Origin of the sequence: Escherichia sp. 20412-1, assembly GCF_003027595.1 — a bacterium.
GTDB classification, from domain to species: domain Bacteria; phylum Pseudomonadota; class Gammaproteobacteria; order Enterobacterales; family Enterobacteriaceae; genus Escherichia; species Escherichia marmotae.
The window spans coordinates 23,511-48,542 of record NZ_PYQM01000014.1 but is presented as its reverse complement, the minus strand read 5'-3'; the positions used below and the strand labels follow the sequence as shown (position 1 = coordinate 48,542).

28 protein-coding genes are annotated in these 25,032 nt (G+C 50.4%); 16 read left to right on the top strand and 12 right to left on the bottom strand.

All coding sequences use genetic code 11. The annotated features are described in order from the left end of the window. Positions 1-37 precede the first annotated feature (37 nt). From ftsN to C7B16_RS11925, 7 genes are all read left to right on the top strand, one after another. Positions 38-997: a cell division protein FtsN gene (gene ftsN / locus C7B16_RS11955; RefSeq protein WP_000068823.1), complete on the top strand. Its 960-nt coding sequence runs from the start codon at positions 38-40 to the stop codon at positions 995-997. Positions 998-1,089: 92 nt separating this feature from the next. After that, positions 1,090-1,620: an ATP-dependent protease subunit HslV gene (gene hslV / locus C7B16_RS11950; RefSeq protein ID WP_000208242.1), complete on the top strand. Its 531-nt coding sequence runs from the start codon at positions 1,090-1,092 to the stop codon at positions 1,618-1,620. Positions 1,621-1,629: 9 nt separating this feature from the next. After that, entirely contained in the window at positions 1,630-2,961 is a 1,332-nt protein-coding gene (gene hslU / locus C7B16_RS11945) for an HslU--HslV peptidase ATPase subunit (RefSeq protein ID WP_001293343.1), read from the top strand. Between the two features lie 66 nt (positions 2,962-3,027). Then, a complete protein-coding gene (gene menA / locus C7B16_RS11940) occupies positions 3,028-3,954 on the top strand; it encodes a 1,4-dihydroxy-2-naphthoate polyprenyltransferase (RefSeq protein ID WP_016262743.1) in 927 nt (308 codons plus the stop codon). Between the two features lie 92 nt (positions 3,955-4,046). Further along, positions 4,047-4,532, top strand: coding sequence for a ribonuclease E activity regulator RraA (gene rraA, locus C7B16_RS11935; RefSeq protein WP_000872908.1), 486 nt, complete (start codon positions 4,047-4,049; stop codon positions 4,530-4,532). A 59-nt stretch (positions 4,533-4,591) separates the two neighbouring features. Continuing rightward, positions 4,592-5,266: a hypothetical protein gene (locus C7B16_RS11930; protein WP_001301616.1), complete on the top strand. Its 675-nt coding sequence runs from the start codon at positions 4,592-4,594 to the stop codon at positions 5,264-5,266. A 122-nt stretch (positions 5,267-5,388) separates the two neighbouring features. Then, positions 5,389-6,015 (top strand): hypothetical protein, encoded by a 627-nt coding sequence (locus C7B16_RS11925; RefSeq protein ID WP_000232687.1) that lies wholly within the window; start codon positions 5,389-5,391, stop codon positions 6,013-6,015. 38 nt (positions 6,016-6,053) lie between these two features. On the opposite strand, the gene zapB is transcribed toward C7B16_RS11925, so the two are convergent. Continuing rightward, positions 6,054-6,299 (bottom strand): septal ring assembly protein ZapB, encoded by a 246-nt coding sequence (gene zapB, locus C7B16_RS11920; RefSeq protein WP_001296623.1) that lies wholly within the window; start codon positions 6,297-6,299, stop codon positions 6,054-6,056. Between the two features lie 424 nt (positions 6,300-6,723). Between zapB and glpF the strand changes: the two genes are divergently transcribed. The 4 genes from glpF (at position 6,724) to fpr (ending at position 11,183) form a co-directional block, all read left to right on the top strand. Beyond that, complete coding sequence (gene glpF, locus C7B16_RS11915) at positions 6,724-7,569, top strand: glycerol uptake facilitator protein GlpF (protein WP_107179742.1); 846 nt, start codon at positions 6,724-6,726, stop codon at positions 7,567-7,569. Between the two features lie 22 nt (positions 7,570-7,591). Then, a complete protein-coding gene (gene glpK, locus C7B16_RS11910) occupies positions 7,592-9,100 on the top strand; it encodes a glycerol kinase GlpK (RefSeq protein WP_001517514.1) in 1,509 nt (502 codons plus the stop codon). A 229-nt stretch (positions 9,101-9,329) separates the two neighbouring features. Then, positions 9,330-10,340: a class II fructose-bisphosphatase gene (gene glpX / locus C7B16_RS11905; protein WP_001250656.1), complete on the top strand. Its 1,011-nt coding sequence runs from the start codon at positions 9,330-9,332 to the stop codon at positions 10,338-10,340. Positions 10,341-10,436: 96 nt separating this feature from the next. Beyond that, positions 10,437-11,183 (top strand): ferredoxin--NADP(+) reductase, encoded by a 747-nt coding sequence (gene fpr, locus C7B16_RS11900; protein WP_000796325.1) that lies wholly within the window; start codon positions 10,437-10,439, stop codon positions 11,181-11,183. 4 nt (positions 11,184-11,187) lie between these two features. Here fpr and uspD read toward each other — a convergent pair whose 3' ends face one another. From uspD to C7B16_RS11885, 3 genes are all read right to left on the bottom strand, one after another. Further along, the gene (gene uspD, locus C7B16_RS11895; RefSeq protein WP_107179741.1) at positions 11,188-11,616 is read right to left on the bottom strand and encodes a universal stress protein UspD; all 429 of its coding nucleotides are present in this window, start codon (positions 11,614-11,616) and stop codon (positions 11,188-11,190) included. Positions 11,617-11,627: 11 nt separating this feature from the next. Then, positions 11,628-11,927: a DUF406 domain-containing protein gene (locus C7B16_RS11890; RefSeq protein WP_000655993.1), complete on the bottom strand. Its 300-nt coding sequence runs from the start codon at positions 11,925-11,927 to the stop codon at positions 11,628-11,630. Positions 11,928-12,138: 211 nt separating this feature from the next. Beyond that, a complete protein-coding gene (locus tag C7B16_RS11885; protein WP_000155271.1) occupies positions 12,139-12,579 on the bottom strand; it encodes a DUF805 domain-containing protein in 441 nt (146 codons plus the stop codon). 100 nt (positions 12,580-12,679) lie between these two features. Between C7B16_RS11885 and C7B16_RS11880 the strand changes: the two genes are divergently transcribed. After that, positions 12,680-13,279, top strand: a complete 600-nt coding sequence (locus tag C7B16_RS11880; RefSeq protein ID WP_000834907.1) for a YiiQ family protein — start codon at positions 12,680-12,682, stop codon at positions 13,277-13,279. Positions 13,280-13,386: 107 nt separating this feature from the next. Further along, on the top strand, positions 13,387-14,154 hold the full coding sequence (gene tpiA, locus C7B16_RS11875; RefSeq protein WP_107179740.1) for a triose-phosphate isomerase: 768 nt from the start codon (positions 13,387-13,389) through the stop codon (positions 14,152-14,154). A 42-nt stretch (positions 14,155-14,196) separates the two neighbouring features. On the opposite strand, the gene cdh is transcribed toward tpiA, so the two are convergent. From cdh to cpxP, 5 genes are all read right to left on the bottom strand, one after another. After that, entirely contained in the window at positions 14,197-14,946 is a 750-nt protein-coding gene (gene cdh, locus C7B16_RS11870) for a CDP-diacylglycerol diphosphatase (protein ID WP_010376556.1), read from the bottom strand. 104 nt (positions 14,947-15,050) lie between these two features. Continuing rightward, positions 15,051-16,040 (bottom strand): sulfate/thiosulfate ABC transporter substrate-binding protein Sbp, encoded by a 990-nt coding sequence (sbp, locus tag C7B16_RS11865; RefSeq protein WP_016249376.1) that lies wholly within the window; start codon positions 16,038-16,040, stop codon positions 15,051-15,053. A 318-nt stretch (positions 16,041-16,358) separates the two neighbouring features. Further along, on the bottom strand, positions 16,359-17,321 hold the full coding sequence (gene pfkA / locus C7B16_RS11860; protein WP_001517511.1) for a 6-phosphofructokinase: 963 nt from the start codon (positions 17,319-17,321) through the stop codon (positions 16,359-16,361). Between the two features lie 180 nt (positions 17,322-17,501). After that, positions 17,502-18,404 (bottom strand): CDF family cation-efflux transporter FieF, encoded by a 903-nt coding sequence (fieF, locus tag C7B16_RS11855; RefSeq protein WP_001076732.1) that lies wholly within the window; start codon positions 18,402-18,404, stop codon positions 17,502-17,504. Positions 18,405-18,552: 148 nt separating this feature from the next. Next, positions 18,553-19,053, bottom strand: a complete 501-nt coding sequence (gene cpxP, locus C7B16_RS11850) for a cell-envelope stress modulator CpxP (RefSeq protein ID WP_001517491.1) — start codon at positions 19,051-19,053, stop codon at positions 18,553-18,555. Between the two features lie 149 nt (positions 19,054-19,202). Here cpxP and cpxR point away from each other — a divergent pair, with 149 nt between their 5' ends. After that, positions 19,203-19,901, top strand: coding sequence for an envelope stress response regulator transcription factor CpxR (cpxR, locus tag C7B16_RS11845; RefSeq protein ID WP_001033718.1), 699 nt, complete (start codon positions 19,203-19,205; stop codon positions 19,899-19,901). Continuing rightward, positions 19,898-21,271 carry an envelope stress sensor histidine kinase CpxA gene (gene cpxA, locus C7B16_RS11840; RefSeq protein WP_000580416.1) on the top strand — a complete coding sequence of 458 codons (1,374 nt, stop codon included), beginning with the start codon at positions 19,898-19,900 and terminating at the stop codon, positions 21,269-21,271. Before cpxR ends, cpxA begins: the two co-directional genes overlap by 4 nt. A 113-nt stretch (positions 21,272-21,384) precedes the next feature. Here the strand turns inward: cpxA and yiiM are convergent, their stop codons facing one another. Then, positions 21,385-22,059, bottom strand: a complete 675-nt coding sequence (gene yiiM, locus C7B16_RS11835) for a 6-hydroxyaminopurine reductase (RefSeq protein ID WP_001270231.1) — start codon at positions 22,057-22,059, stop codon at positions 21,385-21,387. A 152-nt stretch (positions 22,060-22,211) separates the two neighbouring features. Between yiiM and C7B16_RS11830 the strand changes: the two genes are divergently transcribed. After that, complete coding sequence (locus C7B16_RS11830) at positions 22,212-23,102, top strand: dihydrodipicolinate synthase family protein (protein WP_000139749.1); 891 nt, start codon at positions 22,212-22,214, stop codon at positions 23,100-23,102. A 57-nt stretch (positions 23,103-23,159) separates the two neighbouring features. Here the strand turns inward: C7B16_RS11830 and kdgT are convergent, their stop codons facing one another. Together kdgT and sodA are read right to left on the bottom strand one after the other, a co-directional pair. Then, on the bottom strand, positions 23,160-24,143 hold the full coding sequence (gene kdgT, locus C7B16_RS11825) for a 2-keto-3-deoxygluconate transporter (RefSeq protein WP_010376485.1): 984 nt from the start codon (positions 24,141-24,143) through the stop codon (positions 23,160-23,162). Between the two features lie 259 nt (positions 24,144-24,402). After that, positions 24,403-25,023 carry a superoxide dismutase [Mn] gene (gene sodA, locus C7B16_RS11815; RefSeq protein WP_010350891.1) on the bottom strand — a complete coding sequence of 207 codons (621 nt, stop codon included), beginning with the start codon at positions 25,021-25,023 and terminating at the stop codon, positions 24,403-24,405. Positions 25,024-25,032: the final 9 nt, after the last annotated feature.

Below are 25,032 nucleotides of genomic sequence, written 5' to 3'. Positions count from 1 at the left end.
GGCGGGCTGACGAACGAATAAATACAGCGAAACGATAGTGGCACAACGAGATTATGTACGCCGCAGCCAACCGGCACCTTCGCGGCGAAAAAAGAGCACCTCACGGAAAAAGCAACGAAATCTGCCTGCGGTTTCTCCCGCAATGGTCGCTATTGCTGCCGCCGTTCTTGTGACCTTTATCGGTGGTCTGTACTTCATTACGCATCACAAGAAAGAAGAGTCCGAGACGCTGCAAAGCCAGAAAGTGACCGGAAATGGACTACCTCCGAAACCGGAAGAACGCTGGCGTTACATAAAAGAGCTGGAAAGTCGCCAGCCTGGTGTGCGTGCGCCAACAGAACCTTCTGCCGGTGGTGAAGTGAAAACGCCGGAACAACTGACACCGGAACAGCGCCAGCTTCTTGAGCAAATGCAGGCCGATATGCGCCAGCAGCCAACGCAGCTAATTGAAGTTCCGTGGAATGAGCAGACGCCGGAACAGCGCCAGCAAACGCTACAACGCCAGCGTCAGGCGCAGCAGTTAGCAGAACAGCAACGTCTGGCCCAGCAGCCACGTGCGACAGAACAAAGCTGGCAGCAACAGACACGTACTGCGCAAGCCGCGCCAGTACAGTCTCAGCCGCGGCAGTCTAAACCTGCGTCCACTCAGCAACCGTACCAGGATCTGCTGCAAACGCCTGCGCATACTGCTGCACAGCCGAAACCACAGCAGGCTGCGCCCGTTGCTCGTGCCGCAGACGCGCCAAAACCAACGGCAGAGAAAAAAGATGAACGCCGCTGGATGGTACAGTGCGGTTCGTTCAGAGGCGCGGAACAGGCAGAGACGGTGCGTGCTCAACTGGCGTTCGAAGGTTTTGACTCGAAAATTACCACCAACAATGGCTGGAATCGTGTGGTCATTGGCCCGGTGAAAGGCAAAGAAAACGCAGACAACACCCTCAATCGTTTGAAGATGGCGGGTCACACAAACTGTATTCGGCTCGCCACCGGGGGTTGAAACCCTCAAAATCTCCCCCATCTATAATTGCATTATGCCCCGTACTTTTGTACGGGGTTTGTACTCTGTATTCGTAACCAAGGGGTCAGCTCGTGACAACTATAGTAAGCGTACGCCGTAACGGCCATGTGGTCATCGCTGGTGATGGCCAGGCCACGTTGGGCAATACCGTAATGAAAGGCAACGTGAAAAAGGTCCGCCGTCTGTACAACGACAAAGTCATCGCGGGCTTTGCGGGCGGTACTGCGGATGCTTTTACGCTGTTCGAACTGTTTGAACGTAAGCTGGAAATGCATCAGGGCCATCTGGTTAAAGCTGCCGTTGAACTGGCAAAAGACTGGCGTACCGATCGCATGTTGCGCAAACTTGAAGCACTGCTGGCGGTCGCGGACGAAACTGCATCGCTTATCATCACCGGTAACGGTGACGTTGTGCAGCCAGAAAACGATCTTATTGCTATCGGCTCCGGCGGCCCTTACGCCCAGGCGGCGGCACGCGCGCTGTTAGAAAACACTGAACTTAGCGCCCGTGAAATTGCTGAAAAGGCGTTGGATATTGCAGGCGACATTTGCATCTATACCAACCATTTCCACACCATCGAAGAATTAAGCTACAAAGCGTAAGGATCTCCCATGTCTGAAATGACCCCACGCGAAATCGTCAGCGAACTGGATAAGCACATCATCGGCCAGGATAACGCTAAGCGTTCTGTGGCGATTGCACTGCGTAACCGCTGGCGTCGCATGCAGCTCAACGAAGAGCTGCGCCATGAAGTGACCCCAAAAAACATCCTGATGATCGGCCCGACCGGCGTCGGTAAAACTGAAATCGCCCGTCGTCTGGCGAAGCTGGCGAATGCGCCGTTCATCAAAGTTGAAGCCACCAAATTCACCGAAGTGGGCTATGTCGGTAAGGAAGTGGATTCTATTATTCGCGATCTGACCGATGCCGCCGTGAAAATGGTACGCGTCCAGGCTATCGAGAAAAACCGTTATCGCGCTGAAGAACTGGCAGAAGAGCGCATTCTCGACGTGCTAATCCCACCGGCCAAAAACAACTGGGGGCAGACCGAACAGCAGCAGGAACCGTCTGCAGCACGTCAGGCATTCCGCAAAAAACTGCGTGAAGGCCAGCTCGATGACAAAGAAATCGAGATCGATCTTGCCGCAGCACCGATGGGTGTTGAAATTATGGCACCTCCGGGAATGGAAGAGATGACCAGCCAGTTGCAGTCTATGTTCCAGAACCTGGGTGGTCAGAAGCAAAAAGCGCGTAAGCTGAAAATCAAAGACGCCATGAAGCTGCTGATTGAAGAAGAAGCGGCGAAACTGGTGAACCCGGAAGAGCTGAAGCAAGACGCTATCGATGCCGTTGAACAACACGGGATCGTGTTTATCGACGAAATCGACAAAATCTGTAAGCGCGGCGAATCTTCCGGTCCGGATGTTTCTCGTGAAGGCGTTCAGCGCGACCTGCTACCACTGGTAGAAGGTTGCACCGTTTCCACTAAACACGGGATGGTCAAAACTGACCACATTCTGTTTATCGCTTCTGGTGCGTTCCAGATTGCTAAACCGTCTGACCTGATCCCGGAACTGCAAGGTCGTCTGCCGATCCGCGTTGAGCTGCAGGCACTGACCACCAGCGACTTCGAGCGTATTCTGACCGAACCGAATGCCTCTATCACCGTGCAGTACAAAGCACTGATGGCGACTGAAGGCGTAAACATTGAGTTCACCGACTCCGGTATTAAGCGCATCGCGGAAGCCGCATGGCAGGTGAACGAATCTACCGAAAACATCGGTGCACGTCGTTTACATACCGTTCTGGAGCGTTTGATGGAGGAGATCTCCTACGACGCCAGCGATTTAAGCGGTCAAACTATCATCATTGACGCAGATTATGTGAGCAAACATCTGGATGCGTTGGTGGCAGATGAAGATCTGAGCCGTTTTATCCTATAATCGCGTTCAATCATTTTCATCATTGTTTGATGGGGCTGAAAGGCCCCATTTTTATTGGCGCGTATTATGACTGAACAACAAATTAGCCGAACTCAGGCGTGGCTGGAAAGTTTACGACCTAAAACCCTCCCCCTCGCCTTTGCTGCAATTATCGTCGGGACGGCGCTGGCATGGTGGCAAGGTCACTTCGATCCGCTGGTCGCTCTGCTGGCACTGATTACTGCCGGGCTGTTACAGATCCTCTCTAACCTCGCCAATGATTACGGTGATGCCGTTAAAGGCAGCGACAAACCTGACCGTATCGGACCACTACGCGGGATGCAAAAAGGGGTCATTACCCAGCAAGAGATGAAACGGGCGCTCATTATTACCGTCGTGCTCATCTGTCTCTCCGGGCTGGCACTGGTTGCAGTGGCGTGCCATACGCTGGCCGATTTTGTCGGTTTCCTGATTCTTGGCGGGTTGTCGATCATTGCCGCTATCACCTACACCGTGGGCAATCGTCCTTATGGTTATATTGGCCTTGGCGATATTTCCGTACTGGTGTTCTTTGGTTGGTTAAGCGTGATGGGGAGCTGGTATTTGCAGGCGCATACCCTGATTCCGGCGTTGATCCTTCCGGCTACAGCATGTGGCCTGCTGGCTACTGCGGTACTGAACATTAATAATCTGCGTGATATCAATAGCGACCGCGAGAATGGCAAGAACACGCTGGCTGTACGCTTAGGTGAAGTGAACGCACGCCGTTACCATGCCTGTCTGCTGATGGGGTCACTGGTGTGCCTGGCACTGTTTAATCTCTTTTCGCTGCACAGCCCGTGGGGTTGGCTGTTCCTGCTGGCGGCACCGTTGTTAGTGAAACAAACCCGTTATGTGATGCGTGAAATGGACCCGGTGGCGATGCGTCCGATGCTGGAACGCACTGTTAAAGGGGCATTACTGACTAACCTGCTGTTTGTTTTGGGGATATTCCTAAGCCAGTGGGCAGCATAACTGACAAATATCAATTAACAATTGATGATTTTGCCAACAACCCACATAGCGCGATATACTGAAAATTCTCGCAGCAACTGAATGTTAAGCCTATGAAATACGATACTTCCGAGCTTTGTGACATCTATCAAGAAGATGTCAACGTCGTGGAACCGCTGTTCTCCAACTTTGGTGGACGGGCGTCGTTTGGCGGACAAATCATCACGGTAAAATGTTTCGAGGACAACGGGTTGCTGTACGATCTGCTCGAACAGAATGGCCGTGGTCGTGTTCTTGTCGTCGATGGCGGTGGTTCTGTTCGTCGCGCACTGGTCGATGCTGAACTGGCGCGTCTGGCGGTACAAAATGAATGGGAAGGCCTGGTCATTTATGGTGCAGTGCGCCAGGTAGATGATCTGGAAGAGCTGGATATCGGCATCCAGGCGATGGCCGCAATTCCGGTCGGTGCCGCTGGCGAAGGCATTGGTGAAAGCGATGTCCGCGTCAATTTTGGCGGCGTCACCTTCTTCTCCGGTGACCATCTCTATGCCGACAATACCGGGATTATTCTTTCAGAAGATCCGCTGGATATTGAATAAGTATCTGCCATGCGTTAAAAGGGGAATTAAATTCCCCTTTTTTATACATGGACGCATTCATGCAGAATATTATTCTTTTATTTATATATTTATTACTTATAGCCGTTAACCATTTCCGCTACAAATTTCTTTTATCTGGCAACGCGGGTGAAATGATTTTATATTTTGCTAACGTATTTTTTAACCCACTTGCCTTATCATTTATTATCGCCACAATCATCTGTATAACGATAAAAAAAAGAAGCAGCCGCAGCTTTATTCGCGGCACTTGTTGGTTAATGGGATTATTTCTTATCTATAGCAGCTATACGGTGTGGGAACGACACAGCATATGGGATTATACTTTCCCGGAGCCAGGTATCACCGTCACGGTTCCGAGCAAACAGTGGGTTGCCAATATAGTAAAACAAGGACCAACCCTGGTGACCCGGGATGCCCATGCTATTTTAGCTATTGTTGCCTTCTCACAAAATGAACTCGGTGTGCATTCAATCGAGGAACTTACCGCGACTCAAAACGGAACTGCAGAAATGCATGTTTGTGATGTTCAGGGATTTGCCTGCGCTTATCAGGAAGGAGTGCAAACAATGAGTGATGGCAAAGTAAGACATGCTATTTTCATGACTCTACTGGATAACACTAATTTGATACAACTGGTCGCAGCTATCGACCCAGATTATTTGGACGAATATCAAGAAGAAGTAATGAAAATGATGCTTTCTGCTCGTCAATGATCTGATGTGCATGTTAATAATAATGGATTGATATGAGATACGTTATCTTATTAATACTATGGATAATAACTGTTTTTCTTAGTCATCTTCAGCACAGTAACTTGCTTACTGGAGATCCTGGGATGGTTGGCGAGTATATCGGTTCAGTACTTCTTGGGCCGTTATTACTTCCCGTGCTTGTGTCAGGTATTCTGTGCACATTCACTAAAAAAACGCGTAACTTCGCCAGTTTTACTCGCGGGTGCTGTTGGGTATTGGGAGTCCTGCTTTTATCCAACGTCGGCAATACGTTTCGTCTGTTCACCCCGTGGCACTATACGTTTGAGAAGGCAGCTATTTCCGTGACTGTCCCAAACCGACACTGGAATACGGTTTCTATTAGTACTGATAAAACCATTGATATAAGAAGTGAAGATAATAGCGTCTTTATTTCTGCTTTCCGCCTGCCCGCAGGACGTAGCGCCGATGACTCGCTGGAAGAGTTAAAGAAGATGCAGCGAGACAATCTCAAGGATCAATACAATGAAGAAACCTTCCAGTTTCATGATTGTAATGCCAAACATTTCACCTGTAAGTATCAGGATGTGTTGATAAATTTTGATGGTCAGCAGAAAAGAACCATCAGTGTTTATCTTGAAGACACCCCCAGGGCTGTGGGGATCATTGCATTAATGGAGCCAGATACGGCAGATAAATATCGCCAACAGGCGATGGAGATTATGTTGTCTGCTAAAAATACAGTGAAGTAAAAAATAAGGCGCCTTGCGGCGCCTCTGCGTGGAAGAGATTAAACCTCTTCCATACGACCCAGCAGGGCCTGCAGACGTTCCTGCCAGCCGTTCTGCTGTTCTTTCAGATGGTTGTTCTCACGCTCCAGCTCTTCGCGCTGATGCTGGGCATTTTGAACTTCCTGCGACAGTGAGTTGTTTTTTTCTTTCAGCTCTTCGATTTCCATCTGCAACAGAGTGATGGTATCAATCGCCTGCTGTACTTTTGCTTCCAGTTTCTCAAACACTTCTAATGACATTGTCATACCTCTCCTGAATTGCAAGGCGTTGATGGATAAAAATCCTCGTCCCGATTATCGGTGACGCCTTAATAAATACGAGCGCACTTTAGTTAGCTCCGATTGTATGAAGCCGCGCCATCGCTGTCCAGCGGCACGCCTTGCAGATTACGGTTTGCCACACTTTTCATCCTTCTCCTGGTGACATAATCCACACCAATCGAAAATGTTAATAAATTTGTTGCGCGAATGATCTAACAAACATGCATCATGTACAATCAGATGGAATAAATGGCGCGATAACGCTCATTTTATGACGAAGCACACACATTTTAAGTTCGATATTTCTCGTTTTTGCTCGTTAACGATAAGTTTACAGCATGCCTACAAGCATCGTGGAGGTCCGTGACTTTCACGCATACAACAAACATTAACTCTTCAGGATCCGATTATGAGTCAAACATCAACCTTGAAAGGCCAGTGCATTGCTGAATTCCTCGGTACCGGGTTGTTGATTTTTTTCGGTGTGGGTTGCGTTGCAGCACTAAAAGTCGCTGGTGCGTCTTTTGGTCAGTGGGAAATCAGTGTCATTTGGGGACTGGGGGTGGCAATGGCCATCTACCTGACCGCAGGGGTTTCCGGCGCGCATCTTAATCCCGCTGTTACCATTGCATTGTGGCTGTTTGCCTGTTTCGACAAGCGCAAAGTTATTCCTTTTATCGTTTCACAAGTTGCCGGTGCTTTCTGCGCTGCGGCATTAGTTTACGGGCTTTACTACAACTTATTCCTCGACTTCGAGCAGACCCATCACATTGTTCGCGGCAGCATCGAAAGTGTTGATCTGGCAGGCACTTTCTCTACTTACCCTAATCCTCATATCAATTTTGTGCAGGCTTTCGCAGTTGAGATGGTGATTACCGCTATTCTGATGGGGCTGATCCTGGCGTTAACGGACGATGGCAACGGTGTACCACGCGGCCCTTTGGCTCCCTTGCTGATTGGTCTACTGATTGCGGTCATTGGCGCATCTATGGGCCCATTGACGGGTTTTGCCATGAACCCAGCGCGTGACTTCGGTCCGAAAGTCTTTGCCTGGCTGGCGGGCTGGGGCAATGTCGCCTTTACCGGCGGCAGAGACATTCCTTACTTCCTGGTGCCGCTTTTTGGCCCTATCGTTGGCGCGATTGTAGGTGCATTTGCCTACCGCAAACTGATTGGTCGCCATTTGCCTTGCGATATCTGTGTTGTGGAAGAAAAGGAGACCACAACTCCTTCAGAACAAAAAGCTTCGCTGTAATATGACTACGGGACAATTAAACATGACTGAAAAAAAATATATCGTTGCGCTCGACCAGGGCACCACCAGCTCCCGCGCGGTCGTAATGGATCACGATGCCAATATCATTAGCGTGTCGCAGCGCGAATTTGAGCAAATCTACCCAAAACCAGGCTGGGTAGAACACGACCCAATGGAAATCTGGGCCACCCAAAGCTCCACGCTGGTGGAAGTGCTGGCGAAAGCCGATATCAGTTCCGATCAAATTGCAGCTATTGGTATTACTAACCAGCGTGAAACCACTATCGTCTGGGAAAAAGAAACCGGCAAACCGATCTATAACGCCATCGTCTGGCAGTGCCGTCGTACCGCCGAGATCTGCGAGCATCTCAAGCGCGATGGCATGGAAGAGTACATTCGTAATAACACCGGTCTGGTCATTGACCCATACTTCTCCGGCACCAAAGTGAAGTGGATCCTTGACCATGTGGAAGGCTCTCGCGAGCGTGCACGTCGTGGCGAGTTGCTGTTCGGTACGGTTGATACCTGGCTTATCTGGAAAATGACTCAGGGCCGCGTTCACGTGACCGATTACACCAACGCATCCCGTACCATGTTATTCAACATCCATACTCTGGACTGGGACGACAAAATGCTCGACGCGCTGGATATCCCGCGCGAGATGCTGCCAGAAGTGCGTCGCTCTTCTGAAGTGTACGGCCAGACCAACATTGGCGGCAAAGGCGGCACTCGTATTCCGATCGCTGGGATCGCGGGTGATCAGCAGGCGGCGCTATTCGGTCAGTTGTGCGTGAAAGAAGGGATGGCGAAGAATACCTACGGCACCGGCTGCTTTATGCTGATGAACACCGGCGATAAAGCGGTGAAATCAGAAAACGGCCTGCTGACCACCATCGCCTGTGGCCCAGGCGGGGAAGTGAACTATGCGCTGGAAGGTGCGGTGTTTATGGCGGGGGCATCCATTCAGTGGCTGCGTGATGAAATGAAGTTGATTAGCGACGCCGACGATTCCGAATATTTTGCGACCAAAGTACAAAACACCAACGGTGTATATGTCGTTCCGGCCTTTACCGGCTTGGGCGCGCCGTACTGGGATCCGTATGCGCGCGGGGCGATTTTCGGTTTGACTCGTGGCGTGAACGCTAATCACATTATCCGCGCGACACTGGAATCCATTGCCTATCAGACGCGCGATGTGCTGGAAGCAATGCAGGCTGACTCCGGTATTCGCCTGCACGCCCTGCGCGTGGACGGCGGCGCGGTGGCGAATAACTTCCTGATGCAGTTCCAGTCGGACATTCTTGGCACTCGCGTTGAGCGTCCGGAAGTTCGCGAAGTTACCGCCTTAGGTGCGGCGTATCTCGCCGGTCTGGCGGTTGGCTTCTGGCAAAATCTCGACGAACTGCAAGAGAAAGCGGTGATTGAACGCGAGTTCCGTCCAGGCATCGAAACTACCGAGCGTAATTACCGTTACGCAGGCTGGAAAAAAGCGGTTAAACGTGCGATGGCGTGGGAAGAACACGAGGAGTAATGTCAGGCATCTGACCGATTGCCTGATGCTGATTGCCTGATGCGACGCTGACGCGTCTTATCAGGCCTACGAACCGATGCCATTTTGTGTAGGCCGGATAAGGCGTTCACGCCGCATCCGGCATGTCGCAGACTATGGCTCCGTGCGGGGGCAATCCCCGCACACATCAATAATCCGCCCCCTCCCCTGTGCTACACTTCGCGCCATTCCTTACTGCTTAGAGTTTGCTATGAGACGAGAACTTGCCATCGAATTTTCCCGCGTCACTGAATCTGCGGCGCTGGCTGGCTACAAATGGTTAGGACGCGGCGATAAAAATACCGCTGACGGTGCGGCAGTAAATGCCATGCGTATCATGCTCAACCAGGTCAACATTGACGGCACCATCGTCATTGGTGAAGGTGAAATCGACGAAGCGCCGATGCTCTACATTGGTGAAAAAGTCGGTACTGGTCGCGGCGATGCGGTGGATATTGCTGTTGATCCGATTGAAGGTACGCGAATGACAGCGATGGGCCAGGCTAATGCGCTGGCAGTGCTGGCTGTAGGCGATAAAGGCTGCTTCCTCAATGCACCGGATATGTATATGGAGAAGTTGATCGTCGGACCTGGTGCCAAAGGCGTCATCGACCTGAATCTGCCGCTGGCGGATAACCTGCGCAATGTTGCAACGGCACTCGGCAAACCGTTAAGCGAACTGACGGTAACGATTCTGGCGAAACCACGCCACGACGCGGTTATCGCAGAAATGCAACAACTCGGCGTGCGCGTGTTTGCTATTCCGGATGGCGACGTCGCCGCCTCCATTCTTACCTGTATGCCGGATAGCGAAGTTGATGTGCTGTACGGCATTGGCGGTGCGCCAGAAGGTGTGGTTTCTGCGGCGGTGATCCGTGCATTAGATGGCGATATGAACGGCCGTCTGCTGGCACGCCATGATGTCAAAGGTGATAACCTGGAAAATCGCCGCATTGGCGAACAGGAACTGGCACGCTGCAAAGCAATGGGTATTGAAGCCGGTAAAGTGCTGCGTCTGGGCGATATGGCGCGTAGCGATAACGTCATCTTCTCTGCCACCGGCATCACCAAAGGCGATCTGCTGGAAGGGATTAGCCGCAAAGGCAATATTGCCACCACTGAAACGCTGCTGATCCGTGGTAAGTCACGTACCATTCGTCGCATTCAGTCGATTCATTATCTGGATCGTAAAGACCCGGAAATGCAGGTGCATATTCTCTGATCGATTTGATCGATTGAGCCTTCCAGTCCTTCGGGACTGGAATTTTTTTGTTCGGAGAACGAAGATAAGGCAAGTCAATCAAAACAGGAGAGAAACATGGCTGATTGGGTAACAGGCAAAGTCACTAAAGTGCAGAACTGGACCGACGCCCTGTTTAGTCTCACCGTTCACGCTCCCGTGCTTCCGTTTACCGCCGGGCAATTCACCAAACTTGGCCTTGAAATTGATGGCGAACGCGTTCAGCGTGCCTACTCCTATGTGAACTCGCCCGACAATCCCGATCTGGAGTTTTATCTGGTCACCGTCCCCGATGGCAAATTAAGCCCGCGACTGGCGGCGCTAAAACCGGGTGACGAAGTGCAGGTCGTTAGCGAGGCGGCAGGGTTCTTTGTGCTGGATGAAGTGCCGGATTGCGAAACACTTTGGATGCTGGCGACCGGTACGGCGATTGGCCCCTATTTATCGATTCTACAATTGGGCAAAGATTTAGATCGCTTCAAAAATCTGGTACTGGTTCACGCCGCACGTTATGCCGCCGACTTAAGCTATTTGCCTCTTATGCAGGAACTGGAAAAACGCTACGAGGGAAAACTGCGCATTCAGACGGTGGTCAGCCGGGAAACGGTAGCGGGTTCACTTACCGGCCGGATACCGGCGTTGATTGAAAGTGGTGAACTGGAAAATGCGGTTGGCCTGCCAATGAACAAAGAGACCAGCCATGTGATGCTGTGTGGCAATCCGCAGATGGTGCGTGATACGCAGCAACTGCTGAAAGAGACCCGGCAGATGACGAAACATTTACGTCGTCGACCGGGCCACATGACAGCGGAGCATTACTGGTAAGCGGTTACTTATCGATAAACGGCACGATGAGTAGATCCGCATTCAACTTATTGATCATTCCGCGATATGCTGGCATCAAACGGTTGATAAACGAGTGGTGATGACCACAGACAAGGAGGTCGCACTGCTCTTTTTGCATAATTTCCAGCAGTGTTTCTGGCATTTCTCCGCGCTCAATGCGCAGTTTCGTCTTCGGCCACTGAATATTTTTCGTCAGTTTATACAGTTTGTTATCCGACTTATCTTTCAACAGTTGAAGAATATCTTCTGTTGCCGGAAAGTAGATACCCGGATACAACTCGCTTAAGCCATCATCGATATGAATTAACGTCAGGTGGGCATTGTTATGTCTGGCGAGATCCAGGGCTTTGTTCACCAGTAAGGCATCTTCTTCATTCCCGGAAATTGCCACGCCAATGTGTTTATAAGCCATGTTTAACTCCATTAACCAAGTGAACGCAGTGATAACTCAAAAATAATCATCTCGGCCTGGCATGAGAAGGTGAAGGCCGCATCAAGCTCAACCTGCCCCTCCAGATCTTTAATCTTATAAGCCACGCTGGCCCCTTCATCCGCAGAGGATGCGGCAGCAGCAAGCTCTTTCAGTTTAGTCATAAAGGACTCTGCTTCTTCGCGGGTGGCAAAAAAGCGCGAAAGTTTGCTGGTACAGTTATCGTTATCAATAACCGTACCGATATCAATCGCACATCCTTTAGTACTGCATTTATCTACGACATCTTTCATAGGGCACCTCTGTATATTCGCCTCTCTGTCGATTGCCACTTAAGAATAATGCGCCGTTAAGAGAAGAACAAACAAGTAATGATCTTATGGATTACCATTTTTTTTGATATTGCTTAAGATGAGGAAATGAAGAAGATTTTCCGGGCATCGTCATTTGCAACGTGGAAATAACGATCCCGGATAAAAATAGCAATAAGAGATATATTAAGGACTAATGGCTTGATTTATTCTCGGACTTATACTTTACGTCCTGGGTGTCTTTTCCGTATTTATTTGCGCTTTGCGTGCCGACAAATGCGCCAAGATCAATAAGCATCATCACCAGAATCAACGTCGGAATAAAACGCCCTACCGCCCATTGCCAGACGCCCGGTAAAATCGCCCAGTTACCCGCCAGAAGCATCCACGCTACAATCATCAAAAATGCCCATGCGCCAGAACGGCCGCGATCGTGCAGCCGTTTCACCGTCACTGCCGCTGTCGGCCATAACAGGCACACAAGGCAAAACGCGGCGGTCTGGATATCGAGTAATTTTTTACCTGCCAGTGAGAAAAGCACCAGCATCCCAACGATCCAGAGGCCAATCCAAATCCAGAAATCACGGCGTCCAATACGCCCTTTAAACGAGAATAACCATTGCTGTATGGTCATGTAAGTTCCTTGATGGTTGTCTTTTCCAGGATTCTACCCTTTTGACAAGGGCGACAGATATCGTTTTAATCGAACCCAGTCATAACAAAAGGTACTGCCGATGAAGTCAGGGTGTTCACTGTTTTTTCTCTTATCTGTTGTGTTATCCGTTAGTGCAACGGTGCACGCACAATCGCCTGGCACGGCAACGACAGCGCCCTACCTGCTGGCTGGTGCCCCCACTTTCGATCTCTCCATCAGCCAGTTTCGAGAAGACTTTAACAGCCAGAATCCCAATCTGCCACTGAACGAATTTCGCGCCATCGACAGCAGCCCCGACAAAGCCAACCTGACTCGCGCCGCCAGTAAAATTAACGAGAACTTGTATGCCTCTACGGCGCTGGAGCGCGGCACTTTAAAAATCAAAAGTATTCAAATTACCTGGCTACCAATCCAGGGACCAGAGCAAAAAGCCGCTAAAGCAAAAGCCCAGGAATACATGGCGGCAATGATCCGCACGCTTACCCCGCTGATGACCAAAACACAGAGCCAAAAAAAGCTGCAATCACTCCTTACTGCGGGGAAAAACAAACGTTATTACACCGAGACAGAAGGCGCATTGCGCTATGTTGTCGCGGACAACGGCGAAAAAGGGCTAACCTTCGCTGTTGAACCGATTAAGCTGGCGCTATCTGAATCGCTTGAAGGGTTGAATAAATGACAAAAAGCAAAGCCTTTGTGCCGATGAATCTCTATACTGTTTCACAGACCTGCTGCCCTGCGGGGCGGCCATCTTCCTTTATTCGCTTATAAGCGTGGAGAATTAAAATGCGACATCCTTTAGTGATGGGTAACTGGAAACTGAACGGCAGCCGCCACATGGTTCACGAGCTGGTTTCTAACCTGCGTAAAGAGCTGGCAGGTGTTGCTGGCTGTGCGGTTGCAATCGCACCACCGGAAATGTACATCGATATGGCGAAGCGTGAAGCTGAAGGCAGCCACATCATGCTGGGCGCGCAGAACGTGGATCTGAACCTGTCCGGCGCATTCACCGGTGAAACCTCTGCCGCTATGCTGAAAGACATCGGCGCACAGTACATCATCATCGGTCACTCTGAACGTCGTACTTACCACAAAGAGTCTGACGAACTGATCGCGAAAAAATTCGCTGTGCTGAAAGAGCAGGGTCTGACTCCGGTTCTGTGCATCGGTGAAACCGAAGCTGAAAACGAAGCGGGCAAAACTGAAGAAGTGTGCGCACGTCAGATCGACGCGGTGCTGAAAACTCAGGGTGCTGCTGCATTCGAAGGTGCAGTAATCGCTTACGAACCCGTATGGGCAATCGGTACTGGCAAATCTGCAACTCCAGCGCAGGCTCAGGCTGTTCACAAATTCATCCGTGATCACATCGCTAAAGTTGACGCTAACATCGCTGAACAAGTGATCATCCAGTACGGCGGTTCTGTAAACGCCTCTAACGCCGCCGAACTGTTCGCTCAGCCGGACATCGACGGCGCACTGGTTGGCGGTGCTTCTCTGAAAGCCGACGCCTTCGCAGTGATCGTTAAAGCTGCAGAAGCCGCTAAACTGTCTTAAGTCTGACAGGTGCCGGATATCACATCCGGCACTTAACTCGCCTTAACGCAAAATCTCACACTGATGATCCTGAATTTCCTCGGCTGAAGCACGATTCAGCGTCAGGAGATTTCGTTGCGTCGCCAGCAATACAAACGAGTTATCACTCTGTCGTACCATCGCCAGCCCGTAACTTCCCATATGTTCCCGTGCCCCAGGCACTTCTTCCGCTAACATCATAAACGGACTACGTTGTACTAATTCGCTTTCAGTTACCCGACGCGCCAGGTATTCATGCCCCTGTAATCCGCCCGGCAGCGGCAACCAACGACTACTGATGTTCGCCAGATTGTTATCCAGTTGTTCGCGTACATCTGGACGAATACAAGAAATATGAATATGAAAATGATTTTGCGTGCGCCCGGTGCGGGAGTTAATCGCCAGAGATACCGCACGATCGGGAATCTGCTGACCGTATTTTTGGCTCATAAAATCACGCGCCTGCCAGGCCAACCAAAAGAAGTTAGGCGTTGAAGGATCGGTCAACAAAGGGCTTTCAGTACCGTTAATACGATACGTTGGCATCAACAGATATTGCAGTGGGCCGTTAATGTCTTTTAAAACCACATACCCGGCATTAGGTTTTACCTCCACACATGGCGAAGGGTTTTGGTTTTGCTGCTGATTGGGCAAACATTGCTCAAGGACAATCTTACGTAATACCTCCGAATCACCGGTAAATTTCCAGTAGCCGAAACCCGCAGCAACGGCGATAACTATCATCACCAAAATGAAAATAACCGTTTTTTTCATCGTTTTTTCCCTGTACCTCAAAGAGATGCAAGGGTAACGCAAAATCGTGACAAATAAAAAACCCGGTCGCAAGATGCCTCCGGGCCTGGTTACCTTCAACAAAATTAACGTTTGCTGATTTGGTCGAACGTACCACCGTTAGAAAAATGCTCTTTTTGCGCCTTCGTCCAGCCGCCAAACTCTTCATCGATGGTAAACAATTTCAGCTTCGGAAAAGCGTTTTCATATTTTTTCGCTATCTCCGGATCGCGCGGACGGTAATAGTTTTTGGCTGCAATCTCCTGACCTTCTGGGGTATAGAGATATTTCAGGTAGGCTTCTGCGATCTCTTTGGTGCCTTTTTTCTCCGCCACTTTATCAACAACCGACACCGTCGGTTCCGCGAGAATAGACTCGCTCGGCGTGACGATTTCGAATTTATCTTTCCCCAATTCATTCGTTGCCAGCAGTGCTTCGTTTTCCCAGGCTATCAGCACATCACCAATACCACGTTCGACGAAAGTATTAGTAGAGCCACGCGCGCCGGAATCCAGAACTTCAACGTTTTTATACAACGACCGCACGAAATCCTGTGCTTTCGCTTGATCGTTATTATTGTGATGCAGCGCGTATCCCCACGCTGCCAGGTAGTTCCAGCGGGCGCCACCAGAGCTTTTCGGGTTAGGCGTGATCACTGAAATACCGGGCTTAACCAGGTCATTCCAGTCATGGATTTGCTTCGGATTACCCTTGCGCACCAGGAAGACAATGGTGGAGGTGTACGGCGCGGAGTTATCTGGCAGACGTTTGATCCAGTTTTTATCAATTCGACCACGTTCAGCAATCGCATCCACGTCGTAAGCCAGCGCCAGCGTCACTACATCAGCATCTATGCCGTTAATCACCGACGTTGCCTGTTTACCTGAGCCGCCGTGCGACTGACGAATCACTACGTTATCGCCCGTTTGCTGCTTCCAGTGGGCACTGAACGCTTTGTTGTATTGTTCGTACAACTCGCGCGTAGGATCATACGAAACGTTAAGAAGCTGAATATCCTTTGCCATAACGCTGGTCGCCGCCAGCAAAAATGTAAACCCTACGCCCCACTTGTTCATCGCCCGGTTCTCTTATGTTGTGTTGTGATAAGCAAAGCGTGCCAGAACGTGAATCAAACATTAAAGAATAAAAAAAGATTGGATATAACTTGAGGGTATATATGGGGGAGTAAAAAAGGCGGAATGAATCCGCCTCAAATTGCTGACAATGTACGCTTGTTCATGCCGGATGCGGCGTAACCGCCTTATCCGGCCTACAAAAATTTGCAAATTCAATAAATTGCAGAATTCATATAGGCCTGATAAACGAAGCGCATCAGGCATTTTTGCTTTTGTCATCGGTTTCAGGCAAAAGAAATCTGCCTTTTCCCGATATCATTAATACAGTTTTTTCGCGCAGTCCAGCCAATCACCTTTGAACGGACGCTTCATGTTTTCGATAGCGTCGATGATGTCATGGTGAACCAGTTGTTCGTTCTGAATACCTACGCAACGACCACCGTAGCCTGCCAGCAGCAGATCAATCGCATATGCGCCCATACGGGAAGCCAGAATACGGTCATAAGGCACCGGAGAACCACCACGCTGGATGTGGCCCAGCACGGTTGCACGAGTTTCACGACCGGTTTCTTTCTCGATGAAATGCGCCAGTTCATCGACATCGCACATGTGTTCAGTGATCGCCACAATCGCGTGTTTCTTACCTTTCGCAATACCCGCTTTGATTTCGTTTACCAGATCTTCACGGCTGAATTCGACTTCCGGTACAACAACAAATTCACAACCACCGGCGATTGCTGCAGCCAGAGTCAGGTCGCCACAGTAACGACCCATTACTTCCACCACTGAAATACGCTGGTGAGAAGAAGATGTATCACGCAGACGGTCGATCGCTTCTACAACAGTGCTCAGTGCAGTGAAGAAACCGATGGTGTAGTCAGTACCTTTGATATCATTGTCGATGGTGCCCGGCAGACCAATGCATGGGAAACCCATTTCGGTCAGACGCATTGCCCCCATGTAGGAACCGTCACCACCGATAACAACCAGCGCATCGATGCCACGTTTTTTCAGGTTTTCGATAGCCACCGCGCGGATGTTTTCGTCGCGGAATTCAGGGAAGCGCGCAGAACCGAGGAATGTACCACCACGGTTGATCATGTCAGACACACTGTAACGGTCAAGCTGAACCATACGGTCTTCATACAGGCCAAGATAGCCGTCATAAATCCCCATGACTTCCAGACCTTCCGACAGCGCCGCACGTACGACACCACGGATTGCTGCGTTCATGCCAGGCGCATCACCGCCACTTGTCAACACACCGATTTTCTTAATCATGACTACCTCTGAACTTTGGAATGCAAAATGAAATCTGTTGCCGGAAGTCGATTCTGCATATCGAACACCAAACGAATATGCAGATAGTATAACAACCACTGCCTGCTGAATTGATTCAGGTCAGGCCAAATGGCGGTAATTTATACACAAAATGCGGGTCTGGCTCTCTTTTCGCAAGCATTATGATAGCTCAAACCGTTTACCTTCCCTGGGCACGACGGAACAAGGGTCCTGATGAATAATGACATCCGAGCCTGGAAAACGCCGTAAAATAGCCTGCTCTACCTGATCAGCCACCATATGCGCCTGAACCAGAGGCAGAGAGTCTTCCATTTCCAAATGAATCTGAATAAAGCGAGTCGGCCCTGACTGCCGCGTGCGAAGATCGTGAGCGCCGCTTACTCCCGGCCAGGAAGTCACGATATCAATAATTTCCTGCCGCTCCTCATCGGGTAACGCGCGATCCAGCAATGACTGTACCGCCTCATACCCCATGCGTAACGCACTATATAAAATATAGATGCCAATACCCAAAGCAAACAGGGCATCTGCGCTATGCCAGCCGTACCAGGATAATGCAAGTGCCAGCAAAATCGCGCCGTTCATCATAACATCAGACTGATAATGGAGCATATCTGCACGCACCGCCTGACTTTGTGTACGGCGAACCACCCAACGCTGAAACGAGACAAGAACGATGGTGCAAACTAACGCGACAATTGTGACGATAATACCGACACCAGGATCATTCATTGGCGTCGGTGAAATCAGATGTTGGATCCCGGTTAAAAACAAAAACAACGCCGAACCAGAGATAAACATACTTTGCGCCAACGCAGCCAGGGATTCCGCTTTACCATGACCAAAAGTATGTTCGTCATCCGCCGGTTGCAACGAATAACGCACCACCAATAAATTGGTCAGTGACGCACCAATATCCACCAACGAGTCGACAAGCGCGGCGAGAATACTCACCGAACCGGTATACCACCATGCAAAAATTTTAATCAGCAATAGCAGCGAAGCCATCGCCGTCGCAGCAATCGCCGCCCGGCTGACCAGCCGTCCATAAGATTGATTCATAAATACTCCCGCTATCAACTGACGGTAGTATAACGGAAGCAAATCATCTGCAATGCATTAAGCAACTGGCAAATTGAGGATAAAAAAAACCCCCACATCATGTGGGGGAAGACAGGGATGGTGTCTATGGCAAGGAAAACAGGGTTTACTACTGGGAACGTGAGTTGCTACTACTCAATAGCTTCAACGATGAACTTTTTTGCCATTGCGTCACGTCGCGCAACTGCTCCATTCGCTGTTGATGTTTCTCGTTTAAAACCGCTTGCTGCTCCGGCGTTAACAGGTGATACATTTGGTTGCGGACTTTAGCCATCTCAACCTGGCGAGCGATCTGCTCTTTCGCCATTTTTTCTGCCTGAGCGCGCACAGCGTTTTCATCAAAATTTTCTGCGGTGACAAGGCGATGCATTGTCTCCACTTCGCTAACATTAACAGGAGGCTGTTCGTGCCGGGCCTGTTGCATAAGATCTCGCATCTGCTGACGCTGATGTTCGGTTAAACTTATGCCGTCGAACATATGGCTCTGCGTACTGCGCTGCGCAAGTTCTTCGCCCGGATGCCAGTTATCGCCTGAACCGACTTCAGCAGCGTGGCTTAGTGAACTGACTGCCAGCGTTGAGGCCATGACGGCAACGGTAACTATGCGCATCATTTGCTCCCAAAATCTTTCTGTCGCGATTCAACGATAGAGAGTTTACGATTCAGGCTGCAAACATGCGTCAGGGGGTGTAAAACAACGTAAAGTCATGGATTAGCGACGTCTGATGACGTAATTTCTGCCTCGGAGGTAATTAAAGAATGAATAAAATCTTGTTAGTTGATGATGACCGAGAGCTAACGTCCCTGTTAAAGGAACTGCTCGAGATGGAAGGTTTCGACGTGATTGTTGCCCATGATGGAGAACAGGCGCTTGATCTTCTGGACGACAGCATTGATTTACTTTTGCTTGATGTGATGATGCCGAAGAAAAATGGTATCGATACATTGAAGGCACTTCGCCAGACACACCAGACGCCTGTCATTATGTTAACAGCGCGCGGCAGTGAACTTGATCGCGTTCTTGGCCTTGAGCTGGGCGCGGATGACTATCTCCCGAAACCGTTTAATGATCGTGAGTTGGTTGCACGTATTCGCGCGATCCTGCGCCGTTCGCACTGGAGCGAGCAACAGCAAAATAGCGACAACGGTTCACCGACGCTGGAAGTAGATGCGTTAGTGCTGAATCCAGGTCGTCAGGAAGCCAGCTTCGACGGACAAACGCTGGAGTTAACCGGTACTGAATTTACCCTGCTCTATTTGCTGGCGCAGCATCTGGGCCAGGTAGTTTCTCGCGAGCATTTAAGCCAGGAAGTGCTGGGCAAACGCCTGACGCCTTTCGACCGTGCTATCGATATGCACATCTCCAACCTGCGCCGTAAGCTGCCGGATCGCAAAGACGGGCATCCGTGGTTTAAAACGTTGCGTGGTCGCGGCTATCTGATGGTTTCTGCTTCATGATAGGCAGTTTAACCGCGCGCATCTTCGCCATCTTCTGGCTGACGCTGGCGCTGGTGTTGATGCTGGTTTTGATGTTACCCAAGCTCGATTCACGCCAGATGACCGAGCTTCTGGATAGCGAACAGCGTCAGGGGCTGATGATTGAGCAGCATGTCGAAGCGGAACTGGCGAACGATCCCCCCAACGATTTAATGTGGTGGCGTCGCCTGTTCCGTGCCATTGATAAATGGGCACCACCTGGTCAGCGTTTATTACTGGTAACCACCGAAGGCCGCGTGATCGGTGCTGAACGCAGCGAAATGCAGATCATTCGCAACTTTATTGGTCAGGCGGATAACGCCGATCACCCGCAGAAGAAAAAGTATGGTCGCGTGGAACTGGTCGGGCCGTTCTCTGTGCGCGACGGTGAAGATAATTACCAGCTCTATCTGATTCGCCCGGCCAGCAGTTCTCAATCCGATTTCATCAACTTACTGTTTGACCGCCCGCTATTACTGTTAATTGTCACCATGTTGGTCAGTACGCCGTTGCTGTTGTGGTTGGCCTGGAGTCTGGCAAAACCGGCGCGCAAGCTGAAAAACGCTGCCGATGAAGTCGCTCAGGGGAACTTACGTCAGCACCCGGAACTGGAAGCGGGGCCACAAGAATTTCTTGCCGCAGGTGCCAGTTTTAACCAGATGGTGACTGCGCTGGAACGCATGATGACCTCCCAGCAGCGCCTGCTTTCTGATATCTCTCACGAGCTGCGCACGCCGCTGACGCGTCTGCAACTGGGTACGGCGTTACTGCGCCGTCGTAGTGGCGAAAGTAAGGAACTGGAGCGCATTGAAACCGAAGCACAACGTCTGGACAGCATGATCAACGACCTGTTGGTGATGTCACGTAATCAGCAGAAAAACGCGCTGGTAAGCGAGACCATCAAAGCCAACCAGTTGTGGAGCGAAGTGCTGGATAACGCAGCGTTCGAAGCGGAGCAGATGGGCAAGTCGTTTACCGTTAACTTCCCGCCAGGGCCGTGGCCGCTGTACGGCAACCCAAATGCCCTGGAAAGTGCGCTGGAAAACATTGTCCGTAATGCCCTGCGTTATTCCCATACGAAGATTGAAGTGGGCTTCGCGGTAGATAAAGACGGTATCACCATTACGGTGGATGACGATGGTCCTGGCGTTAGCCCGGAAGATCGCGAACAGATTTTCCGTCCGTTTTATCGCACCGATGAAGCGCGCGATCGTGAATCTGGCGGTACGGGTCTGGGGCTGGCGATTGTCGAAACCGCCATCCAGCAGCACCGTGGTTGGGTGAAAGCTGAAGACAGTCCGCTGGGCGGTTTACGGCTGGTAATTTGGCTGCCGCTGTATAAGCGGAGCTAAACACCGCGCAGGCAGCTTTTATAAGCCGGATAAGGCGTTTACGCCGCATCCGGCATTTGAGCGGATGCCTGATGCGACGCTGGTTGCGTCTTATCAGGCCTACTCTCCGCTTTTTATTTTCCCCACAAACGCCGCGAAAAATCTTCAATCTTGCCGCTAAGTCGGCGCTTCTGCATCGTCCGCGTCCAGCTTTTCGACAGCCCGGCAGCGGAGAGTAAACGGTGATACTGCTCATCATCAAACGGCATATGCCACGCAATGGCTATTGCCTCCTGCACGGTGACATCACTGACGCGGGAAACCAACTCCAGCGGCGCATCTGCAGATATCAACCCCGGCGCAATCACGCTATATAACCAGCCAGTTTTTCCGGCATTTTGCATCAACTGCGCCATATCGCTGATGTCAAAATGATAATTGAGTTTAAAGCACGGTGACCGCGGTTGGGTAACCTGAATCAAAGCCTCGCCCCAGCGGAAAATATCGCCAATATAAACATTGCTTTCCGTCAGACCGTCGGTTGAGAGGTTTTCACCAAACGCAGGCGCAACAAACAAATCCGCCTGTTCCGGAAATTCCCGCGCCCAATAAAGATAATGTTCACGAGGATAGTGACACAGCGCTCTGTCTGGTCCGCCATGAATTTTCTTCTCTGCCTGCTCGTCACCTTCCAGCCCCAGCTCTGTCAACATCAACTCGCCATCGACCTGGATTTTCGCAATCGCACTTGGACGGCTTTCCGGATATTCCCGAACCTTGCCTGCGTATACATCAACTGGATATCGCATCTGTTCCCTCTCCACCGAGAAATTTCCCCATTAGACCATATTTATTTTACGTCAGGCGCGCAAAATGAGAGCACGGTTCACATGATGACGCCTTAGAAATGTTATCAATGAGATGAATTTGAAACGCCATTTCATTATAAGGAGTGTTCAACGTGACCGAGCAAACACAGTTTTCTGGCGTCTGGTGTCCTTCCATTACGCCAATGGATAAAGACGGTAATGTGGATCTTAACGGGCTGAAGCGACATCTGCAGCGATTAACGGAAGCCAACATTGATGTGATATTGCTGATGGGCAGCATTGGTGAATTTGCCTCTTTCACCCTCGAAGAGAGACTCATGCTTATCCGCGAGGCGCGTACCATGAGCACATTAAAAATGGTCGCTAACGTTTCTTCCACCTGCACTCACGATGTACTGGTGATGGCACAAGAAGCGTATCGCACAGGCTATGATGCAGTGATGATCCTGCCGCCTTACTACTACGGCCAGACGGCGAAGCAATTATTAAGCTATTTCCGCCATCTGGGTCGCGAGTTACGGGGAAAATGGTTCGCATATAACTTCCCGGCGCGGACCGGTTGTGATTTAACCCCAGACCTGGTCGCCACGCTGGCGAGTGAATTTCCTCACTTTGCCGGGATTAAAGACACTGTCGATTGCCAGTCACACACTCGCAGCATGATTCAGGCAACACAGTCTGTTCGTTCTGATTTTGCTGTACTTTCGGGCTATGACGAGTATTACATTCCTAATCTGCTAGCCGGTGGCGCGGGGATAATATCCGGCCTGAACAACGTTATGCCGGAACTGTTTGTCGAAGCCCGTGAAGCCTTCAAACGCGGCGACCTGGCGGCTTTACAAGAGATTCAGCAACAGATTGGCACTTATATGTCCATCTACGCCATTGGTGAGGATTTTGTCACTACTATCAAGACGGTGGTATCGCGTAAGTTTGGTTATTGCACTGGAGTATCACGCAATGCGGGTGGCGAGTTAAGCGAAAGTGAATGTCGAACAATTGACGAGGTCTTTGTCAGATAACGCAAGAAGCCGGATGACGACAAACCATCCGGCCCCTTGATTTAAATGGATGGGGGATTATTTCACCGCACCTAATATTTCGATCTTCGCCACTCTGGCTTTAACTTTACGCGACCAGACAGAAGTCAAAATCGGCACCAGAATCGAAGTCACAATCACCGACGTTGCCACCAGTGAGGTTGCTGCTGGAGCCATAGGTTTAAAGGCCGGGATCATTTCTGCAATCAGTACCGGCGTAGCCACCGCAGCACCGGCAGAACTGGAAGCCGCAATTCCGGCAGTACCATCGCCACCACCAATCAACTTATCAGCAATAATCAATGGAATACCGGTCACGACAATCACCGCCACACCCAGCAAGATCCCCAGCAAACCAGTCTGAGCAATCACGGTTAAATCAATGGTATTGCCCAATGCAAAGGCAAAGAACGGGATCAGCGTCTGGACTGCTTTGCTGAAAAATTCTCGCAACTCAGGGTCAAGATTCCCTAACGCAAAGCCTACGAGGAACGGTAATACCGCACCGACAAAAACATGCGGTTCGAACGAGGCAATTCCGGCGGTTCCCAGAATAATCATCGTCATGAGCGGCCCGGACTCCAGCGACATCAACACAAACGCTCCGGCCTCTTCTTTGGTGCCATACTGTTGCATGATCGAAGCGTAAAGCCCGCCGTTGGTCATATCCATTGCCGCCACCAGCGCCAGCGTTGAAAGTCCGGCAAAGAATCCGACTTCAACGCCATGTTCGGGAATAATGCGCGAGGCAATTGCCGCAACCACCCATGCAACAGCAATTTTGGTTACCACCAACGTGCCGGATTTACGCAACACCGTTCCCGTCGCGCTTAATTTGATCGACGCCCCCATGCAGAAAAACCACACCGCCAGAATCGGCACCGTGCCGGTAATCATCCCGTTAGTGAATGAGCCAAAGTATTTTCCCGCCCCTGGCGAGAAGGTGTGACACAGTGCGCCAAGGAACAACGGGATGAGCATCATCCCCCCTGGGATTTTTTCTATCGTGCGTTTTATCTGCATTTTCATCACCTATCGGCATATTTTTATAGGCTGATGCATACGTCCTTCACGGTGCATCAGTGTTGATGGAAACGAAGATAGACATTCAACAGAGCAATAAAAGTGATCAAAACCACACAAATTGAAACGTTGTTTTATTTTTATAGGATCATTGTTTTTATTTTGAAATTGATCACAAAAAAACCACCGCTATCTACGATGGTTTGTTTTTTATGCTGGCAAATGGCGTTAACGCCTCATTGCAGCAGGCAATATGCGATTATTTTTTCGCGGCGAAACGTGCCGCTGCTTCGTCCCAGTTCACCACGTTCCAGAACTCTTTAATGTAGTCCGGACGGCGGTTCTGGAATTTCAGGTAGTAAGCGTGTTCCCACACATCCAGACCCAGAACAGGGAAGCCGGAAGCGCCAGAGATAGCTTCGCCCATCAGCGGGGAGTCCTGGTTAGCAGTAGAAACCACCGCCAGTTTATCGCCTTTCAGCACCAGCCATGCCCAGCCGGAACCAAAGCGGGAAGCTGCCGCTTTCTCAAATTCTGCTTTGAAGTTATCAACGGAACCGAAATCACGTTCGATAGCCGCTTTCAGATCGCCCTGCAGGGTGGTGCCTTTTTTCAGGCCTTTCCAGAACAGGCTGTGGTTAGCATGGCCGCCTGCGTTGTTGCGCAAAACGGTTTTCTTGTCTGCTGGCAGTTGATCCAGCTTAGTGATCAGCTCTTCAACCGGCAGGTTGGCAAATTCTGGCAGGCTTTCCAGCGCCGCGTTAGCGTTGTTGACGTAGGCCTGATGGTGTTTGGTGTGGTGGATTTCCATGGTCTGCTTATCGAAGTGCGGTTCCAGGGCATCGTAAGCATACGGCAGGGATGGCAGGGTGTAGCTCATATTCATCTC

Coding starts and splice junctions, on each gene's coding strand:
- C7B16_RS11930 (WP_001301616.1), top strand. CDS start 4,592: ATGCAGAATATTATTCTTTTATTTATATATTTATTACTTATAGCCGTT.
- C7B16_RS11880 (WP_000834907.1), top strand. CDS start 12,680: ATGAAGTCAGGGTGTTCACTGTTTTTTCTCTTATCTGTTGTGTTATCC.
- tpiA (WP_107179740.1), top strand. CDS start 13,387: ATGCGACATCCTTTAGTGATGGGTAACTGGAAACTGAACGGCAGCCGC.
- uspD (WP_107179741.1), bottom strand. CDS start 11,616: ATGGCTTATAAACACATTGGCGTGGCAATTTCCGGGAATGAAGAAGAT.
- sodA (WP_010350891.1), bottom strand. CDS start 25,023: ATGAGCTACACCCTGCCATCCCTGCCGTATGCTTACGATGCCCTGGAA.
- menA (WP_016262743.1), top strand. CDS start 3,028: ATGACTGAACAACAAATTAGCCGAACTCAGGCGTGGCTGGAAAGTTTA.
- fieF (WP_001076732.1), bottom strand. CDS start 18,404: ATGAATCAATCTTATGGACGGCTGGTCAGCCGGGCGGCGATTGCTGCG.
- cpxA (WP_000580416.1), top strand. CDS start 19,898: ATGATAGGCAGTTTAACCGCGCGCATCTTCGCCATCTTCTGGCTGACG.
- pfkA (WP_001517511.1), bottom strand. CDS start 17,321: ATGATTAAGAAAATCGGTGTGTTGACAAGTGGCGGTGATGCGCCTGGC.
- cpxR (WP_001033718.1), top strand. CDS start 19,203: ATGAATAAAATCTTGTTAGTTGATGATGACCGAGAGCTAACGTCCCTG.
- zapB (WP_001296623.1), bottom strand. CDS start 6,299: ATGACAATGTCATTAGAAGTGTTTGAGAAACTGGAAGCAAAAGTACAG.
- yiiM (WP_001270231.1), bottom strand. CDS start 22,059: ATGCGATATCCAGTTGATGTATACGCAGGCAAGGTTCGGGAATATCCG.
- C7B16_RS11890 (WP_000655993.1), bottom strand. CDS start 11,927: ATGAAAGATGTCGTAGATAAATGCAGTACTAAAGGATGTGCGATTGAT.
- hslU (WP_001293343.1), top strand. CDS start 1,630: ATGTCTGAAATGACCCCACGCGAAATCGTCAGCGAACTGGATAAGCAC.
- C7B16_RS11885 (WP_000155271.1), bottom strand. CDS start 12,579: ATGACCATACAGCAATGGTTATTCTCGTTTAAAGGGCGTATTGGACGC.
- glpX (WP_001250656.1), top strand. CDS start 9,330: ATGAGACGAGAACTTGCCATCGAATTTTCCCGCGTCACTGAATCTGCG.
- cpxP (WP_001517491.1), bottom strand. CDS start 19,053: ATGCGCATAGTTACCGTTGCCGTCATGGCCTCAACGCTGGCAGTCAGT.
- kdgT (WP_010376485.1), bottom strand. CDS start 24,143: ATGCAGATAAAACGCACGATAGAAAAAATCCCAGGGGGGATGATGCTC.
- fpr (WP_000796325.1), top strand. CDS start 10,437: ATGGCTGATTGGGTAACAGGCAAAGTCACTAAAGTGCAGAACTGGACC.
- rraA (WP_000872908.1), top strand. CDS start 4,047: ATGAAATACGATACTTCCGAGCTTTGTGACATCTATCAAGAAGATGTC.
- glpF (WP_107179742.1), top strand. CDS start 6,724: ATGAGTCAAACATCAACCTTGAAAGGCCAGTGCATTGCTGAATTCCTC.
- C7B16_RS11925 (WP_000232687.1), top strand. CDS start 5,389: ATGGTTGGCGAGTATATCGGTTCAGTACTTCTTGGGCCGTTATTACTT.
- cdh (WP_010376556.1), bottom strand. CDS start 14,946: ATGAAAAAAACGGTTATTTTCATTTTGGTGATGATAGTTATCGCCGTT.
- glpK (WP_001517514.1), top strand. CDS start 7,592: ATGACTGAAAAAAAATATATCGTTGCGCTCGACCAGGGCACCACCAGC.
- sbp (WP_016249376.1), bottom strand. CDS start 16,040: ATGAACAAGTGGGGCGTAGGGTTTACATTTTTGCTGGCGGCGACCAGC.